Genomic DNA, 16881 nt, shown 5'->3' with positions numbered 1-16881 from the left:
TAGGGATTGATTCTGTCTTTTTATTACTTTTTAATTCCCAAAATGCGGTAGACATTAACTTTTTGTTCCCTGCCTTTTAACGGTAAAGCTCCCCAAGATTCTACTTCAAATTTCCCTGCCAGATGCAGAAAGGTTTCTTCTGCAATCAATATGCGGCAAGTGTCCTCTTGCCGATCCTTTTCGCAGCTTTCGAGCCGAGAGGCAATATTTACGCTGTCGCCGATCACTCCATATTCTAAACGGGTTGCGCCTCCCAGACTACCCACCATCACAGGCCCTGTAAAGATTCCTACTCGCATTTTTGCGGTCGGCAAACCGCGTGTGAGCCAATTTTGATTCATTTCTGGCAAGCGGGAACTGATGGCTAGAGCGCAAGATACGGCGAGGCGAGCATCTTCGGCAATTTCTTCTGGAGTGGTGCGGGGAATAGGTACGCCAAATACTGCCAGCATTCCATCTCCGGTAAATTTATTAATCACGCCTTGATGTGCTTGGACTTCTTGGGCCATTGCTGATAAATACTCATTTAACCAACTCATTACTACTTCTGGCGGTAGTTTTTCGGAGATTGTACTAAAACCTTGCAAGTCGGTCAGTATGATGGTAGCAGTAAGTTTTTGCCCTGGCAATAAGCCAGATTCGAGCAGATGGACGCGCTCTTTCCACAGGGCATTGGCGATCGCTGGTGAAGTTTGTTGTCCTAATAACTTCATCACAATCCCTTGCTGTTGCTTCGACTGCTCGTATTTATAGGTAACTGCAACTGCTGCGGTGATTAAAAGTGCCAGGGTTGGGGCCATTAGAGGTATCCACCCCTGTTGCATGAAGAGGAAAAAGGTGAATCCGAATAATGAACAGCAAGCTGCGATCGCACTTCCCATCAAACTCAGCGATTTTTCTAGCCACCAAGCTAAACAGCCGCCCACTGCACTCCAAACAGCGAGCCACAGCATTTCTTGCCATTCGTCCCAATACCAAAATATCCCTTTGCCGTCTAAAATTGCGCTGAGAAATTGGCTGGTGGCCGTTGCGTGAATTAATACCCCAGGGGTCAGAATATTACCGTTTTTACTAGCGCTGTAAGGCGTAGAAAAAATATCTTTTACAGTGGGGGCTGTAACCCCGATTAAGACTATTTTACCTGTGACCAATTTGGGGTCAACTTTGCCATCCAAAACTTCAGTTAGTGTCACGCTCTCTGCTATATTTTCCCCAGAGCGGTAATCGAGCAATATTTGATAACCTTTGGCATCAATCTTCTGATAACCTCCTGAGTGAGATCGCAGTTTTGAAAATACCGTTTTATCTACCACGAAAATATCGTTTTTTATGGTTTTATATGGGATTTTTTTGCTGTCAAAATATGCAAAAGCTAGCGTACTGGACAATGAGAAAAATGTGTTTTTACCATAGCCACGAGAAATCAAATTGCGGCGCACTATACCATCTGGATCGACTACTAAGTCGTTAAATGCTACTCGCTCATCTGGTATGTTAGGAGGAGGTGGCACTCGATCGTACTTTGACTTGCCGATGAAGGTAATGGGAAATACTTTGGGGTTTTTCAATTGAGCTACTAATTCTGCATTCCCCGGTTCGTAGGGAATGTCGCGAATTATATCTATGCCAATAGCTGTGGGTTCAAAACGCGCTATTTCGGCGATCGCTTTTGCTAAAACGCCATCGGAAATTGGCCATTTCTTAAAAGCATGAATGTCCTGTTCTGTGATTGTCACTATCAGCAACCTGGGGTCAGGACCCGGATCTGGTCGCAACTGCACCATCACGTCGAAAGCATTTAATTCCAGTGGCTGCAACCAGCCTAAATGCCGCACTCCTAGTAGAGTTCCTGTCACGGCAATCCAGATAATAGCCAGAGGCTGCAAGTCAGGGAAGGGGAAGGAATGAGTTAAGTTTTTCCAACTCCACCCTCTCTCCTTCAACTGACTATGAAATTGATGAAAGAATTTGGGCATATTAATAATTGTTGGTTTCAACAATCTAACATTGGCACGCTCGTAAATGCCCCTTACTGATGCCAAAATTTTAGTTTTCTTGTGCGGTTTTGGCGATCGCACTTAACTGCAATCCCTGCGGATAGCTGTTTTCTTCTTTGCTGCGCTTGATGTCGGCGATTGAAATCTGGGGCTTGAGGTATTTTGCCAAAACTTTAACCACGTCACCCCGATCGATCGTCCCCGCTACTGAACCAATCGGCGAGAGGACGATGATTCGGGAAAGTTGACGGGCTTCCATCTTGTTAATTACTTCTGCAATGGATGCTTTTTCCGAGACTGTGGGGGTTTTTCCCAGCGGTTTCAAAATGTTGTGCAAAGTCTGAATTTGCCATTGACTGCGTTCTGTGAAGCGGATATCGTCGATCGACACTAAGCCCAAATCCCGGCCGTTGGTCGCAGCAATGTAAAATGGAAACGGATTGACTTCTAACAAATATCTATCGGCAAATTCTCGCAGAGTCAAATCTGCATCTACAACTCGAAACTCGCGGCTCATCGCATCGCTGGCTTTTATTTTGAGTAGGGCTTCTTGCAGCGAAGTAACTTGGCTATAAGCAGTGGCATTGCGAATGCCAAACCAACCGATCAGCGCAATCCACAAGCCGCCGTACTCGCGCGCTAAAAAACATAAACTCAGACCCAAAGCAACAGCCAGCCAACCTAAAACTTGTCCTGTTTTTGCCGCCCAGCGAACGCCTGCAAATCGAGAGCCGGTGATTTTCCAAATTGCTGCTTTTAAAACTTGTCCTCCATCCAAAGGCAGACCGGGAATTAAGTTAAATAATCCCAAAACGAGATTGATTAGCGCTACCCTTTCGGTGACAATTGCTAGCAAACTTTTCGGGGGAAGAACTTGAGAACCCAAACCGAGGATTAAAAACAGCGCAAAGCTGACGAGAGGGCCGGCAATAGCTACTTGAAAAGCTTGACCGGGAGTTTTTGATTCCGAGTCGATCGAAGCTACTCCGCCAAATAAGAATAAGGTAATAGAATTAACTTTAATGCCTTGCGATATCGCCGCCAAGCTGTGTCCGAGTTCGTGCAAGAGTACGGAAGCAAACAGCAGTAGAGCTATTGCTAACCCCGCACTCCAGGAGAGCGCAGGCCCCCACAGGCGGTAACTGCTGGCGTATTCGCGGGTTGCTAAGGCTAAAATTATAAACCACGAATAATCTATAACTAGGGGGATGCCAAATAAAGAGCCGATTCGCCAACCTGTCTGCATGAAGTTTCCTGGGAAAGGAGAGCAAGAAAGAGTTTCTATTATATCTTTTCTACCCCTTGCCTTTGCCTTTCCCCTGATTTTTACAGAACTCCGGCGTTACCCAAGCCCAAGATTACTCCGGCTCCGAGCAAGTGACCGAAGCTGGCTGTTGCCAGCAATTCTGGTACGCCGAAGCCTTTGAACATTCCAGGGAGTGCAACGGGTAAAGCTGGGCCCTTGCCTCGGTTTTGCTTGGAGATGCCGTAGTAGCCGATCGTGATCGCCAGCAAATTACATAAAATCATTGTCAGTCCTACCAGTGGCGACCACTCGGGTGTTGAGGGAGCGGTAGATTGTACGGCTAACAGCAAAGATGAGTTGATCATGTTCTTATCTCCTGATTTCACAGATAAATTGATTTCCAAGATTATAAAAAGCGGTTTGCATTAAACTAAGATTTGTTTTAATAGTTAACAATTCGTTGATATTTTGATACAACTGCTGAACCCAGGAGGAAGAGTGCGGGTTAAAATTTGCGGAATCACTAAATTAGACCAAGGAATTGCGATCGCCCGCTTGGGAGCCCAGGCTTTGGGGTTTATCTGCGTGCCGGCTTCCCCCCGCTATGTCAGCCCAGAAACAATTCGCCTGATTGTCGAGCAGTTGCCGGAAAATGTCGATCGCATCGGCGTTTTTGCTAACACCACAATAGAAAATATCTGTCAAGTAGCGGCAGAGTCAAATTTAACCGGGGTGCAGTTGCATGGAGATGAAACAGCGGAATATTGCGATCGACTGCGGGAGTTTTTGCCGGGAATTGAAATTATCAAAGCCCTGAGAGTTAAGACTCCTGAAACTTTAGCCAGCGCTGCTGTTTATGCTGTTCGTGTCGATACTTTACTACTGGATGCTTACCATCCACAGCAATTGGGCGGTACTGGTAAAACGATCGACTGGATGATGTTATCAGAGTTTAGACCGCAGTGTCCTTGGCTGCTGGCAGGCGGTTTAACACCCGATAATATTTTAAATGCAATTGATAGCGCTATCGGCAATAACTTCAGCGGTGTTGACCTGTCTAGCGGCGTAGAAATAGCGCCGGGAGATAAAGATTTGACCAAAGTTGCTCAGTTGTTTGCTAATTTAAGTCAACTTGCTCATCATTGATAAATTGGCAATAGCAAATTCGCGCTTTTTATGCGATTCATTCTTTAGTCAGCGTCGGCGAAGCCTGCCTTATACAAGGCAGACCTCGTTGATACAGTAGCGGTTTCAACCGCAGTTTATTCCCTTTATTCTGTTATCGGCGGATCTCAAAAGTACGCGCGGCGGAGCTATCTTGAAGGGAATCGCCCTGCGGGTCTTCGTATTCCAAAACCAACTCACTAACCTTAGCACCGGTGGGGCCGCGGCGGCACCAACTAATCATTCCTTCCACAGCTTTTTTGGAGCCTTCAAAGACAGCCTCGACGCGGCCGTCAGGGAGATTTCTTACCCAGCCGCCCAGGCCGAAATACTTTGCTTGATTCCTCGTTGAATATCGGTATCCTACTCCTTGAACTAATCCCGAAACAAAAACGCGGACTCTGACGGGCGGCAATGATTGGTTTTGCATAATAAACGGCTCAACTTACTGCTAACATCTGTTTGAAAATTTTAAGGATCAGTTTGATTATGTTAAATTTTAGTGCGATCTCGCTGCCGGGATTCCTGATACGCCGTATCACCCTGGCTTTTTCAACTATTCCCGATTTCACTGATTGGCTGGTTGCAGCTATGCTCGCGCTGGTTTACACTTTGATCGCTCTTTCCGTGGGTTTTTGGTCGGGATTTCTAAAAGTAGACGTGCAAACCTCTCGGCGTACAATTGTGGGAGTGCTTCTTGGCTGTTTGTTAAGTCCGGGCATCACCGAGGAATTATTGTTCCGGGTGTTAATGCTGCCGCACCCGTTCGAGAAGGCTTCTGGGTTAATGCTGTGGTTTTGGGGATGCGCGAGTTTGGCGGTTTTTGTAGTTTACCACCCGCTGAACGCGCTAACTTTTTACCCGGTTGGTCGATCGACCTTTATGAATCCAGTGTTTTTGCTACTGGCGGCAATTTTGGGAGTTGCGTGCTCCCTCGCATACCTGCAAAGCGGTTCTCTCTGGCCTGCCGTGGCGGTTCACTGGCTCGCAGTGACAGCCTGGCTGCTGCTATTGGGCGGTTACAGGAGGCTATATGGTTAAATGTAAAAAGTCTAGCATCACTATTTTGTCGGGAGGATCTCAGTTGTGGGTATCATAGGAGCGATCGTAGGTTTTTTGGCAGGGGTAGCAGTTGCTTACTGGTTAGTGGAAAAGCGCTTAAAGAAGCAAAAACAAGAATACTTGCAGCAAACTCGCAGAATTAGTGAGGAAATAGAATTAGCTCAGATGTCTCGGGTGCAACAAGCTGTCGAATCTCAGAAAGGAGAACGGGAAAATCAGCTTAGAAAAGCTACTATCGAACACGACAATTTACTCAGACAAGTTACTACCCAATACGAAAACCAGCTCAAACAAGTTGCAGCTCAATATGAAAACCAGCTCCAACAAGTTTTGGCAGAACGCGACAGTCAGCCCCAACCAGTTACCAGCATAGACGAGCATGAGCTGCGGCGACAAATCAGCGAGGAATTAGAAGCAGCTAACAATGCTAGGATGCAGCAAAATATTCAATCTTTGCAAGCAGAACACGAACATCATTTACTTAGAGTTGCTGACGAATTGCATCTAAGTTATCAAGCTCAGATGGAGCAACATTTGCAAAACCTGCAAGATGAACACGAAATTCGCTTGAGGCAAACTGCCGAGGAATATGAGAACCGCGAGGTTGAGATGCAGTTAAATATGGAGGCTTTGCAAGAGCAATACGAGAGTCAGTTGCAAGCGGCTCACGAGCAGTTGATAGCTCACGAAGCTCAGATGCAAGCTACTATCAGGTCTTTGCAAGAGCAGTACGAGAGTAATGTACAACAACAAGAAGTCCCCGATCAGCAGTTTAGTCAGTTAAATTCAACAGAATTTGCCGACGGTATATCACAAGAAGAAGTTTGGCAGGAACTGTCAAGTGAGTTAAATAAAACCGAAGTTGAAGAAGAGTTAAGTTACACAGGTTTTTCAGAACCGCAACCAATTGATTTACATCAACCAGCAGTCGAACCACAGCTTCCAATTGCCAGACAAGCATCAAGCTATTCCCTACCGCAGTTGATGGGATGTGTTCAAAGTCAGGATAAAGAAACCCGCAAGTTTGCAGCGTCTGCTTTAGGTAAAATGGCTGCTGCTAATGCTCTGAGGTCCGAAGGTCAGCGAGCAATAGAAACCTTGGGAAAATTAGCTCAAGATATTCACCCGGAGGTGCGCGAAGCTGCTGTGGAATCACTAGCAATGATTAAGTCGGAAAAAGTGATTCCGCTGCTACAAAAAGCTTTGCGAGATATAGATAGCGGTGTGGCTAAATCGGCAAGTGCTGCGCTCAATAAGTTTAAGTTTTATCCGCGCACTCCGCCGGCTAAGCCGAAAACTGTTGATCTGAAGAAACCAAAGCGTTAAGCATTTACGATCACAAATAAATATAGCAATTGTCAATTGCCTACAACACAGTAGGGATACAACATTGTTGTGTCCTTACCGAGGTGCTGTATTTCACTCAATTTCGATTACTACCACAAACTGTGGAGGTTGGGTTGAGGAAAGAAATCAAACTCAATTATTCGATCGATAACTCGCCCAATCAGACGCAGCAATCACCGACACCCCGCCAGCCGAGGCCGATAGGTTTTATGATGCCCTGCCAACGGCTTTGGCGGCAATTGAGTCGCGCAAAATCTGTTTAAGATTGTTGTGTAACTGATCGGTTGCACTATTCTTAAAAACGTTGCTTTGTACCGAGTATAAATTTGAGGTCGCCGGAGTCGCTAACAGCCATATCTAAGCGAATTAATCCAAAGGACGATCGCACCCTCACACCCACCCCAACTCCCGCCCCAGTCCCCGGTTTGTCCCTGACTACCGCCGGTTTTCCGAGTACGCTATCTCCTGTACCCAAATCCGACGCAAAATCAACAAATATCACGCCGCCGACATCCCTGCCGACAGGGAACCGATATTCGCCGGAAGCCAAAAAATAACTCCGGCCACTGCCAATATCCCCGCTATCGTAACCCCGCACGGAATTGCGGCCGCCGAGGCGAAAAGCTTCCGTTGGTGGCAAATCCCCGATTACCGTGCCCGCTTGCAAGTTAAAAGCCAGCATTTCGGGCAAGGCTTCGGACTCGCTGATGCCGAACAAAGTTACTGGTACATACTGTATATAATTTGCTAACAGCCTGTTACTCACAATGTTTCCTCGCCCCAGAGGTATCGACTGCTCGGTGCTGAGGCTGAGAATCGAGCCGCTGGTGGGGTTGAAAGGATTGTCCCGCCGATCGCGCATTGCGCCAAAAGAAACAGTGTATAACTCGTCAACGCCGCTGCCGCTGAATGTGAGAGGATTGCCGAGTTCGTCGCGGCGGGCGATATTTAAGTTGCGATCGCGCGTACTGATATTTGTATAATTGAGTCCCAAAGTCGATTGCCAATCGCCCAAAGGTCTGGTAAACCTGAGATTTCCCCCCATCCGAATTTCCCGAACTCGGTTCCCGTTGGGCAAATCAATATCTTTGTTGAAAATTTCCGATATTCTGCGATCGCCAAAAGCTCTCACACTGTATCCCAAACGGTCTTCGGCGGCAACGTAAGGGCTGACAAACTGGACATCGTACTGGATACCTCGGAGGCTGGGCTCAAGTTCCACCGCCAGCCGCTGTGGCGCCCGGCCGAAAGTTCGATCGGTATAGGAAAGAGGAACAGCAACGCCAACATCATCACTAAGACTGGCACTCACGCTAAAAGAGCGAGCCGATCGCTCTTGAACGTTGTAGATTACATTAACATCCGTGCCAACTTCTTCGATCGAAACCGTCACTTTGTCAAACAATCCCAATTGCTGCAACTGCTGTAAATCCGATCGTACAACTTCCCGGCTGTAGTTATCCCCCGCCTTGAGTTTGAGTTCGCCTCGGATAAAATCTTCCGAAATTCTGCCCTCAACGGGATTCCCTTTTTTATCAACAGCTTCGCCTCGGGAATTGACAAAGCGAATTTTCACCTCTGCAACGTAAACGCCCTCAGCGTTGCCCGCTTGACTGATTTGTAGGGTACCGCCTAGCTGTCGGGCGTTGCTGTTTACTGCTTCGGGGATTTCGGCGTTGGCCGCGATAGTCGCCGGAGTTTTTAACGATGTAAAATCTTTATTGTGGCTGGACTTGAGTGATATCAATTCCGGTTGCACCGGAATGATTGTTGACTGTTGACTTGGGGTGGAAAAACTCAATGGTTGAGTGTTAACTGTTGACTCAATTTTATTATTGTGATGCAACCGGAAACGATATGAGGGCGATTCCCTAGGAGATAGCTGCGCCGCGCGTACTTCTGGAGAAGCTGCGAGCTCATCGGATGCCGGCAAATCCTGCACAGTTGGGTTCACCTCATCCGATTGGTGACTATTTAAGACTGGAAGCGATAACAAATGTCGCTTGTCATCTAGTCTAGCTCCCCCTAAATCCCCCTTAAGAAGGGGGACTTTGAGCATATTTCTTGTCCCCCCCTTATTAAGGGGGGTTAGGGGGGATCTAGACTTCGCTACAAACAAGAGAGACGGTCGGTTTAACGTTAAGTTATCACCAATGACCTCATCCTCCCTCTGCGCCCTCTGTGCCTGTGCGGTTCCCTCTCTAAACTCCGCCTCAGTCGCTGCGGCACTCGGATCAATCGCCCGCGCTGCCAATTCGCCGCCACCCAGCGCCGCCACAGTCAAAAATGCAATCATCGAAATTCGCATAGACATTAAATTTAAAACACACCGAACGCATATTACCCAAAACCGGGCCCCCTGCATAATTAGCCGAAAAGAAACCCGGTATTGTTGAGGCTACCGGGTTTCTGGGATGCTGAAATGTGCGAAAGTTCGATCGACCGCGGGCGATCGTAAAATTTGTTTAAATAGCTTGTCGAGAAACTCGTTTCTCAAAATGAGCCTGAGTCTGCTGCAACAGTTGTTCGCGACTATCCTTAGCGGTGGTAATGGTAGGGAGCAAGTTGCGAGCTTGTAACGTCATGTGAAGCTGTAGGTGTGCTACGTACTCACTGACATCTTCGCGAAGAGAGCAAGCCGGGTACTGTTTTAAAGTAGAGTTCAAAGTGTTCTCCTGCTTTGGGTTTGTAGTATTTTCTAATAATCATAGACAATATCATGGTCTATTTCTAACTGTGTACTCCGTAATGAAGTTTAACCTTTGGACTGCTTTTTTGTTACAATTGTTTACAAATAGATCTTACCTATCAATCACGAGTCGATCGCCCATGCAGTCTCAAGCACTTGCAGGACAAAAGCACATATTAAGTACATTTGTCAATAGCAGCAGCCAAACAGCCGCCTACCTCGACATCTGGTGCGGCCGACCCTTATTGATGCTGCACGGTTTCTTCGGAGAAAAGACTTGCTGGCTGCCATTAATTGAGTTATTGGACTCTCAGTTTCGGTGCATCAGTTTAGATATGTTGGGTTTTGGAGAATCCAGCAAACCAGAAATTCGCTACGACGTAGCTGTAGAAGTTGCTTTTGTGCGCCAAGTTGTAGAACAACTAAATATCGAACCATGCTGCATCATCGGACATTCTTTTGGCGGTTGAGTAGCATCTGCATATTCCCTCAAATATCCTAATTCTGTGAGCAGTTTAGCGTTAGCAGCACCAGCCGGAATTCGGGACGACAGTTTTTGCGGTCAATACGATGCTTTGCGGCCGCTGTTGTGGGAAACCCCAGCCGTTGATTGGGCCTTGCAGTTGGCAAAACCTTTTGCTAGTTTAGCGGGAAAAAGTGAGCAATTGCAGCAAATTTATGGGTGGCGCAGGGAGTTAATGTCTCAACCAGTAGCAAGGTCATTTTTAATGAGTCGGATGCGGCCCGAAGATGCAGTTGATACAGTAGAAAAAGAAATTCACCAATTGCAAATTCCTACCTTAGTCATCGCAGCAGATAGTGACGAAACAATTCCTCTATGGCACTGTGAAACCTACGCTAACGAGATACCGGGGGCAGAGTTAGCAATTATTCCCAATGCTGATCACGGCTTGCCGCAAACTCAAGCTCAAATTATGGCGAAGTGGACTTGTGAATTTTTGAATAATTAAGAAAAACTGTGCAAGAAGCCTAATCATAAAAAGTGTGATAAGCCACCAAGTGCCAATAATTGTGTTTTAGTATACTACTTTATTAGGAAATACAGAATATATTGATTAGTGTCTTGTACAATTATTTTTATGGCTCTTAAATCTTGTGTCAGCAGGAGCTACAGACATTTAGTTGAGTCGGGGGTATTACCAATGGCAGCACTGAGCAACTACTTTAATCTGGAAGAAATTACGACTGCCAGAAAAATTAGTGCTGCGGTAATTAACATCAGCGGCCGCCAGCGAATGCTTTCCCAACGAACGGCTTTTTTTTGCATGAGGTTAGTTTGCTCTCAGAATGGCGTAGAAAGAGCCAAACTGCGGGGTAATTTGTTAGAGGCGATCGAGCTTATGGAAAAATCGCACCGCGACTTAATTAATATTGGCAGCAGCATCAACTTAGTGAGTCCCCCTTCAGCCACCCTCAAGGCAATGTATTTTGAGCCGCCACTGTATTTAGACAAGCAAGTGCGCGCATATATCGATCGAATAAAAGCATTGGTGCAAGTTCCCGATGCCGAACTCATGCTGGAAAATCCCCACCTGCTGTACATTGTCGAAGCAGCGGGCGGCGACTTGCTAGAAGCTTTCGATGCCGTGGTGAGTCAATACCAGCAAGAAAGCGAAATAGAACAATTTGAAATCGACCTTAAACAGGTAGAACTTTATCAAGAAAGCTGTGCTGCTACCTCGAAAGCGGAAGCTCAAGCCGCCCAGCTCGATCGCGCACTTCGCGAACTAAAACAAACTCAAGCTCAACTCCTCCACAGCGAAAAAATGTCTTCGCTGGGGGCGCTAATGGCTAGTATCGTTCACGAAATTAATAACCCAGTTAGTTTTATTTACGGCAACTTGAGCCATGCAGCAATTTATACTCAAGATTTGTTGCACCTGCTGTGTCTCTATCAAGAATGCTATCCCAATCCCTGTCCAGAAATCACAGCTAAAATCGAAGAGATAGATCTTGGTTTTCTAGTTGAAGACTTACCTAAAGTTATCTCTTCCATGCAAATGGGTTCCAATCGCATTCGCGAAATTGTCAAATCTATGGGCAATTTTTCGCGAACCGATAACAGTAACATGACCATGTGCGACTTGCACGACAGCATTGACAGCACCGTGTTAATTTTGCGAAACCGTCTCAATTCTCAAATAGACCGTCGCGACATTCAAGTAATTAAAAATTATGGAAAATTGCCTCCTGTAGAGTGTTATTCAGGACAGCTAAATCAAGTATTTATGAATCTAATTACCAACGCCATCGATGCTTTGGATGAGACATCACAAAATCAGCCCTATGCTGCGCTCAAAATTTCGATAACCACAGAATTAGCTGGGCCCGATCGCGTGAGAGTGCGGATTGCTGACACGGGACCCGGAATGACACCACAGATAAAAGAGCGAATGTTCGAGCAGTTTTTCACCACCAAGGAAATCGGTAAAGGTACCGGTTTAGGATTGTCTATTGTCTACAAAATCTTAGTAGAAAATCACCTAGGATCGCTTCGGTGCGAGTCGGAACCCGGCAAGGGAACCGAGTTTATCATTGAACTGCCGATCCAGCAAACTTAAGCAATTTACTAATCATCCACATTTATCTATGTTAACTGTGGCACGGCCGTCCCGCCTGTGTTAACTGTAGTTAAAATTTACACATACCCTACCCTAATTCTAGCTTCAAAGTTGGCAACAGCTTTTCTAAATTTCTGAGAGATTTCTGTTGCCAAGGAATATCATTTGAACCCAATACCAAAAGTTGAATCGTTTTCTTTTTCCGGACGCTAATGACAAATTTAGACAGCATACTGATACCAGAACTGTTAACAAATTCCAATTGTTTTAGGTTCAAGGTAATAGTAGGCGGTTCCCCATTGGCGACCTCATCTAACAATTCTGCTATTGGGGCATATTCTGGAGGGCCACTCAGGCTGAGTTCGCCTTGGAAAGTGACTGTGACTGATTCTGGATCGTACTGAATGGTGTAATCTTCACCTTTAATTTCTTGAATGCCCATTGTGATTTGGTTTCCTGACTAATATATTGCGATCGCACAAGAGAGTAAATATTGAAATGCTAGAAACTAGACCCTAATTTGAACCACAGTCGTAACAATGATGGTATCACTATCTGGCCTGCGATCGAATTTCCAACCTATCTTAGCTGAATAGTCATTAATCATCGTCAGCAATCCCAATCCCGAGGTATCGCTTTCAGATTCCGCATTCTTTTCAAGCTGCTGCAAATAAAGTTCATTTGGATCGGAATCGAGAATTTCTTCAATAAACTCCTTCAACTTTTTCGCCCCTTCTGGATTGACACTATTACTGGCAAAAATTACCGCCGTCACCTCGGTTTCACCAATAAAATGTATACCAAATCTGACCTTGTAATTGATATCATCCTTATTAAATTTTATCGCATTTTCTAAGAGTTCGTTGGCGACATAGCTAACAGCTCCTTTGCTTTCTTTTATCCGTTTCTCACTGCTAGCATCCTCCTCATCCACCGGTAGAAAGCTAGACAAATAATCGGCTACAAAATGAGCTGAAAGCCGATTGTTGCGCCAGCGCTGTTTGATCGGGCGAGAACTGGGAGTAAATGTAAGTTCTAGGGAGTCGTGTTCAGGAGGAAAATCTTCAATGAATTCTCCAAAGATTTGTGTCATTGTTTTTAAGCTTCCAGATGTCATGATTGTTTTATCTCCAATTGATGTATTAATGTCACTTTTGAGTAAATTTCCACACGCCATTCCAGTTAGCAGGAAGACTATTTTTTAACAGCAATTGGATGCGTTTTAGGTAAAGTTGACTTGGCTTGTCATCTGGATTTAGTGCTACTATCTGTTCAAAACAAACTATGGCCTTAGCAAAATTTCCCTGACAATATTCTTGGAGTCCCTCCTCAAATAGAGGCAAAGTTTGAATTTTGAGCGATCGCACTGGCTCTACTTCAACATCTAACACCTCACAAACTGTAATGGCTTCTTGTCTACCTTTGACAATAGCCCGATCTAAAAAACGGATATGATACTTTTCGGGTTGACTCAAACGTTGTACCACATCTCCCGAAATTAATAAAGATACGCCATAATACTTAGTCAAACCTTCCAGACGAGCGGTGAGATTGACATGATCTGAGAGCGCATCTGCTTGCATCCGATTCGCATCTCCAATAATCCCAACCATCGTATCGCCCACATGGATACCAATGCCAATCTTCAACGGTATATCCCCATTTATTTTACGGCTTTGATTGTATTTCTGCAACTGCTCCAATTTCACAATTCCTGCCTGAATAGCATCATCCACGCCATCAGGAAAAACTGCCATGACTCCATCTCCAATATACTTGACAATAAAACCGTTGTGCTTGCGAATTTCGGGACTAATTTGCTGTAAATAGTTATTGATGAAGTCAAAGTTTTCTTGAGGAGTCATTTGCTCCGCCATCGTGGTGAACGAACGCATATCGGAAAACATAATTGCCATCTCTTTGCTCACGTGATCTCCAAGTTGGAAATCAACCATGCTCTGCTTGCCGAGAAATTGGAGAAATTCATCGGGAACAAAACGTCCGTAAGCCTGCAAAAGTTTCTCTAATTCTTGTTCCCGCGCTTTCACTGTTTGCACCATATGGGCAAATACCTGTGCCAGTTCTCCCAGTGCATCACTGCGCGCTGCCACATCTGACAATATCTGGGGTTGAAAGCTATTGTTTTTTACAGCAATAGCTGCATCTATAACTTTTTTTACCTGCTCGATGTAAGTCTGCATCTCTCGGTTTTTATGACGGATCTGGTTTTCCAGATCCGTGGAGTGTTGCGTGATAATTTCTACTAAGGTTTCATAGCTATTTTTTTCATCCTCTACTTCCTCAAGTTTTTGGCTCAACTCCTGTAGCTGGGTATGGAGTTCTTCTGGAGATTTAGATGGTGCTAAATTTATTTGTGGTTTCATAATTTATACTTCCGAATCTGGAAGCGCAAAATTGTTTGACTTCCTCGCTGTAAATTATTATAACTTACCGGCGCGGAACTCGAAATCCTGTTTCTGCTTCGATGCTTGACCAGTAAATCCAAGCTCTTTCGTAGAAACCGGGTTGACGACCGTCAATCATAAATTATGCACAATATTTCCCTGTTGCTTCAATACTAGCAAGGTAATGTCATCAAATACTTTTTGTTCTCCAATAAATTGTCGCCAATCATCGATGGCGGCTTCCTTAATTTGTTCGGCGCTTAAATGCCAGTTTTGAGAAACTACTTCACAGAGTCTTTCGATACCGTAGAATTTTTTATGTATGTTTCTAGCTTCGGGGATGCCGTCAGTATAAAGCACCACCCCGTCCCCCGGCTCTAAGTCTACTAAAACATGGCTAATCCAATCGGAAATATCCTCATCTAAGCCGAGCGGAAATCCTAAATTTATGGTGTCTATCCGCTGGATTTGGCCGCCTTTCCTGACCACAATAGTTTCCTCATGTTGACCGCTAATACTAATTGTGCGATCCGCATAGTTGAGCAAAGCTAGTGTCATATTTTTATCGGAGTTCATGCGCTGGACATTTTTATAAAGAGTGCGGTTGAGGGTATCTAAAAAACGCACGGGGTTAGATTCTTGCATTTCCTGAAGAGTGCGGACAGCAGCTTGAGTCATAACCATCAAAATGCCGCTTTCTAATCCGTGTCCGGTGACATCACCAATGCAAATTGTGACAACCCCGTTAGTACAAAGTATGTCGTAGTAATCACCGCCTACTTCCGAGGCTGGCTCCATAAATCCGGCAATATCTAAATCTTCAATGGCTGCAAGTTCAGCAGGTTTTGGCAGAATCAACTGCTGCATTTGTTTGAGCATATCGAGCTCGGAGCTCATGCGGAGGTTTTCCGCTTTTAGGCGCTGGTTGAGAGCGGCAATTTGTTTAGTGGCTGTGGCGAGCTCAGAGGTGCGTTCTTTGACTTTATCTTCTAGAGTCTCAAAGGATTCTTGCAGTTGTCTCGCCATGCTGTTAAAGGAATTTGTTAAGGTTTCAATTTCCCAAATCCGACTGGAATCAACGTTCGGGTTAAGAGTACCACCTGCTAGATATTCTGAAGCTTGAGCAATTTGGTTAAGGGGGCGAGTAATCCAGCTAGCGGTGAAAATACCCACTCCAACAGAGACAATGAGAGCCACAATACACAGCCACATGGTCTGCCGAGTGTTAGCATAAATTTGCGCCATAAAGTCAGCTTCAGGAACTACTACGACACTCAGCCAATTGAGGCCGTACTTGTCAGTTAGCGGAGAAACTTGGATAAATTGCCGCTCACCGTTCAGCTTAAAGTCAAGTTGAACAGTTTGATCGATGTCTTCCAAATGCTTGAATTTATCGAGCAGATAAACCACACTTTGACGCATCAATGGGTTGCTGCTTTCCTGTGCTTTGAGCCGCTTTGTATCTGGGCCTTTTCCCACCGAAAGAGGCTGTTCTTTAACCGAAGTGGCTATTAACTCACCCTGGGGCTCAATGATAAATACTTGACCGGAATTACCCACGCGTAAGGTTTGCAGGAAGTGGCGAATTTGATCTAGTCCCATCTGGCAAGTCAGCACGCCAATTAGTTTTCCTTCGGGATCATAATAGGGTAGACTCGCATTAATTTGCAGCGTACCGTAGCCAAAATTAATATAAACTTCACTCCAACCTGCCTGTTTCTTCTCAACAGCTACTCTGTAAAAAGGGCGCGTGCGAACGTCATAATTGGGCGTGGTTTTGTCGATTGTTGTCGGGTTTCCATTATCGTCAAGGTTGTAATATATCAAGTCGCCACCCCCCGGAATCAGTTGCTGGGCAAGCTGAGGTTGCTCAAGTCCAACCAGCCGATTTACCCAACCCACACGCAGGTACTGACCTTTTTCGTTGGCAATTCCCGCGTAACCAATCGAATTAAATTGCAGAATTTGTTTCCAAAAATATGGTCTAGCTTGCTCCAAATCGTCAAAGTTCAACACCCCCAAAGGTACAGCATCCTGATTGATCTGATTCACCAGTGGCGGAGCTTCCAGATAGGTTTGGACACGTTCGTAAACTCTCGCACTCACTTCCTGCCGCAACTGATTAACAATATCGTTGACTATCTGCTCTCCGTTTCTGTAAGAGAGATAGCCAACGCAGCCAACAGCCGCCAAAATTTGGAGAACAAAGGGAACTACCAAGACATTGCGGAGACGGAATTTGCCAGCTCTGGAGACCATCGCACTTTTTTGAGAAACCATTGTTAAAAACACTCCCAGCGGGCAGTTTTTTGGTAATTGCTCAACTAGGGGAAAAAAGGGAGCCATGAATAGAGAGGGCTTGTTGAATAGCTTGATAAGCAGTTAAGCC

The 16881-nt window shown here is 45.4% G+C and carries 16 protein-coding genes; 6 read left to right on the top strand and 10 right to left on the bottom strand.

The features are described from left to right. Window positions 1-23 precede the first annotated feature (23 nt). The 3 genes from QUA42_RS01625 to psaK all read right to left on the bottom strand — a co-directional run bounded on the left by QUA42_RS01625 (window position 24) and on the right by psaK (window position 3608). Window positions 24-1976 (bottom strand): adenylate/guanylate cyclase domain-containing protein, encoded by a 1953-nt coding sequence (locus tag QUA42_RS01625; protein WP_333134514.1) that lies wholly within the window; start codon window positions 1974-1976, stop codon window positions 24-26. 70 nt (window positions 1977-2046) lie between these two features. Then, window positions 2047-3243 carry a site-2 protease family protein gene (locus QUA42_RS01620; protein ID WP_333134512.1) on the bottom strand — a complete coding sequence of 399 codons (1197 nt, stop codon included), beginning with the start codon at window positions 3241-3243 and terminating at the stop codon, window positions 2047-2049. Window positions 3244-3323: 80 nt separating this feature from the next. After that, a complete protein-coding gene (gene psaK / locus QUA42_RS01615) occupies window positions 3324-3608 on the bottom strand; it encodes a photosystem I reaction center subunit PsaK (protein ID WP_333070476.1) in 285 nt (94 codons plus the stop codon). A gap of 133 nt (window positions 3609-3741) precedes the next feature. Between psaK and QUA42_RS01610 the strand changes: the two genes are divergently transcribed. Beyond that, on the top strand, window positions 3742-4389 hold the full coding sequence (locus tag QUA42_RS01610) for a phosphoribosylanthranilate isomerase (RefSeq protein WP_333134510.1): 648 nt from the start codon (window positions 3742-3744) through the stop codon (window positions 4387-4389). Window positions 4390-4522: 133 nt separating this feature from the next. On the opposite strand, the gene QUA42_RS01605 is transcribed toward QUA42_RS01610, so the two are convergent. Next, window positions 4523-4837 carry an acylphosphatase gene (locus QUA42_RS01605; RefSeq protein WP_333134508.1) on the bottom strand — a complete coding sequence of 105 codons (315 nt, stop codon included), beginning with the start codon at window positions 4835-4837 and terminating at the stop codon, window positions 4523-4525. A gap of 59 nt (window positions 4838-4896) precedes the next feature. On the opposite strand from QUA42_RS01605, the gene QUA42_RS01600 reads away from it, so the two are divergent. Further along, entirely contained in the window at window positions 4897-5448 is a 552-nt protein-coding gene (locus QUA42_RS01600) for a CPBP family glutamic-type intramembrane protease (protein WP_333134506.1), read from the top strand. A gap of 45 nt (window positions 5449-5493) precedes the next feature. Then, window positions 5494-6795 carry a HEAT repeat domain-containing protein gene (locus QUA42_RS01595; protein ID WP_333134504.1) on the top strand — a complete coding sequence of 434 codons (1302 nt, stop codon included), beginning with the start codon at window positions 5494-5496 and terminating at the stop codon, window positions 6793-6795. Between the two features lie 316 nt (window positions 6796-7111). Here the strand turns inward: QUA42_RS01595 and QUA42_RS01590 are convergent, their stop codons facing one another. Both QUA42_RS01590 and QUA42_RS01585 read right to left on the bottom strand, forming a co-directional pair. Beyond that, complete coding sequence (locus QUA42_RS01590; RefSeq protein WP_445301277.1) at window positions 7112-9181, bottom strand: BamA/TamA family outer membrane protein; 2070 nt, start codon at window positions 9179-9181, stop codon at window positions 7112-7114. Between the two features lie 100 nt (window positions 9182-9281). Then, window positions 9282-9482 carry a hypothetical protein gene (locus QUA42_RS01585; RefSeq protein ID WP_006634481.1) on the bottom strand — a complete coding sequence of 67 codons (201 nt, stop codon included), beginning with the start codon at window positions 9480-9482 and terminating at the stop codon, window positions 9282-9284. Window positions 9483-9645: 163 nt separating this feature from the next. Between QUA42_RS01585 and QUA42_RS01580 the strand changes: the two genes are divergently transcribed. The 3 genes from QUA42_RS01580 (at window position 9646) to QUA42_RS01570 (ending at window position 12087) form a co-directional block, all read left to right on the top strand. Beyond that, window positions 9646-9975, top strand: coding sequence for an alpha/beta fold hydrolase (locus tag QUA42_RS01580; RefSeq protein ID WP_333134500.1), 330 nt, complete (start codon window positions 9646-9648; stop codon window positions 9973-9975). A 36-nt stretch (window positions 9976-10011) separates the two neighbouring features. Then, complete coding sequence (locus QUA42_RS01575; protein WP_333134499.1) at window positions 10012-10476, top strand: alpha/beta hydrolase; 465 nt, start codon at window positions 10012-10014, stop codon at window positions 10474-10476. 129 nt (window positions 10477-10605) lie between these two features. After that, window positions 10606-12087, top strand: a complete 1482-nt coding sequence (locus tag QUA42_RS01570) for an ATP-binding protein (RefSeq protein ID WP_333134497.1) — start codon at window positions 10606-10608, stop codon at window positions 12085-12087. Between the two features lie 88 nt (window positions 12088-12175). Here QUA42_RS01570 and QUA42_RS01565 read toward each other — a convergent pair whose 3' ends face one another. From QUA42_RS01565 to QUA42_RS01550, 4 genes are all read right to left on the bottom strand, one after another. Further along, window positions 12176-12529 carry a slr1659 superfamily regulator gene (locus tag QUA42_RS01565; protein ID WP_333134495.1) on the bottom strand — a complete coding sequence of 118 codons (354 nt, stop codon included), beginning with the start codon at window positions 12527-12529 and terminating at the stop codon, window positions 12176-12178. A 66-nt stretch (window positions 12530-12595) separates the two neighbouring features. After that, complete coding sequence (locus QUA42_RS01560) at window positions 12596-13204, bottom strand: DUF6272 family protein (RefSeq protein ID WP_333059402.1); 609 nt, start codon at window positions 13202-13204, stop codon at window positions 12596-12598. Window positions 13205-13235: 31 nt separating this feature from the next. Next, window positions 13236-14471, bottom strand: coding sequence for an adenylate/guanylate cyclase domain-containing protein (locus QUA42_RS01555; RefSeq protein WP_333134493.1), 1236 nt, complete (start codon window positions 14469-14471; stop codon window positions 13236-13238). Window positions 14472-14627: 156 nt separating this feature from the next. Beyond that, entirely contained in the window at window positions 14628-16772 is a 2145-nt protein-coding gene (locus QUA42_RS01550; protein ID WP_333134826.1) for a SpoIIE family protein phosphatase, read from the bottom strand. Between the last annotated feature and the right edge of the window lie 109 nt (window positions 16773-16881).

Origin of the sequence: Microcoleus sp. Pol11C2 (genome assembly GCF_036701505.1) — a bacterium.
In the GTDB taxonomy this organism is placed as follows: domain Bacteria; phylum Cyanobacteriota; class Cyanobacteriia; order Cyanobacteriales; family Microcoleaceae; genus Microcoleus.
This window is presented reverse-complemented; position numbering and strand designations above follow the sequence as displayed.